Origin of the sequence: Burkholderia sp. HI2714 (genome assembly GCF_002223085.1) — a bacterium.
Taxonomy (GTDB): Bacteria; Pseudomonadota; Gammaproteobacteria; order Burkholderiales; family Burkholderiaceae; genus Burkholderia; species Burkholderia lata_D.
Genome location: NZ_NKFM01000161.1, coordinates 1 through 984, shown reverse-complemented (window position 1 = coordinate 984; position 984 = coordinate 1). Strand labels below are relative to the sequence as shown.

2 protein-coding genes are annotated in these 984 nt (G+C 59.9%); both read right to left on the bottom strand.

What is annotated here, in order from left to right; all coding sequences use genetic code 11:
- Positions 1–7: 7 nt before the first annotated feature.
- Positions 8–556: an IS630 family transposase gene (locus CFB82_RS41655; protein ID WP_089487976.1), complete on the bottom strand. Its 549-nt coding sequence runs from the start codon at positions 554–556 to the stop codon at positions 8–10.
- The coding region (locus CFB82_RS41650; RefSeq protein ID WP_256990788.1) for a helix-turn-helix domain-containing protein at positions 553–984 on the bottom strand (432 nt) is incomplete at its 5' end. The genes CFB82_RS41650 and CFB82_RS41655, both read right to left, overlap by 4 nt.

Below are 984 nucleotides of genomic sequence, written 5' to 3'. Positions count from 1 at the left end.
TAAGTGTTCACGAAAAACTGACTTGATATTTGATGCCGTACCCGGCCAGTAGGTCGGCCAATTCGGCATCGATGGTTTTCTTGGTCCAGGTGGCGAAGCATCGCCATCGATATTTCAGATGTCGCCAGACGATTTCGATCTTGTTTAGCTCGGGGCTGTAGGGCGGCAGATAGAACAGGAGTGCTTGGTGGTCCATCAGCCAGCGGTCGCGCGTCGCCTCGTCAGTGCCGTGGTGAATGCTCGCGTTGTCGAGCACGATCACGGTGGGTCGGTCGTCGCTATCGGCAAGCAAGTTGTCGATGAAGCGCACGACGTCCGCGCCCTTTACCGTGCCGGCCCGCGAAGCATGGATCAGTTTGTTGGGTCCGAAATCGAGCGCCCCGAGCACGCTGCGTCGGGTATGCGTATTGGGCTCGATCGCATGGGGCAGGCCTCGTGGTGACCAACTTCGCTGAACCGGGGGCGAGCCGCAAAACCCGGCCTCGTCCAGAAACAACAAGCGAATCGCGGCCTCGCGAGCGGCTCGCTGCAATTTTTCGAGAGTGGCCCGTTTCATCGCAAACTCCTCTTCGTTACGCTTTTTTTGAGCGACAAACGATTGCGCTTGAAGGTCAGCCCCGCGCTTTTGAGGGCATTGCTCAGGGTATCGAGATGGTGCCAGTTGAGCGGGCCGAACTCGGCTTCGAGTCGAGCGAAAATGTCTGCGCGCGTCAGTGGTTCAGCCGCCGCGATGCGTACTGCGGCCGCGATCATCTCATCGTTCATGGCGCGCGGCCGGCCGCCTTTGTGCCCGCCCAGCAGACCCGCAACGCCACAATCACGCCACGCATGCGACCAGTTGTAGACCGCTTGTTCACTGACGCCCAGACGCTTGGCAATCACCGGAACCTTGAGTCGCTGTCCAAGCATCAGCACGCCCGCCCCCCGCGTGCGGATGTCTTGGTGCCAGTGGTTGATCGACAACTGTTGCAAGGTCAACTCCTC

Bases quoted from the DNA above. Each gene is read 5' to 3' on its own strand.
- CFB82_RS41655 (WP_089487976.1), bottom strand. From the start codon at position 556: ATGAAACGGGCCACTCTCGAAAAATTGCAGCGAGCCGCTCGCGAGGCC.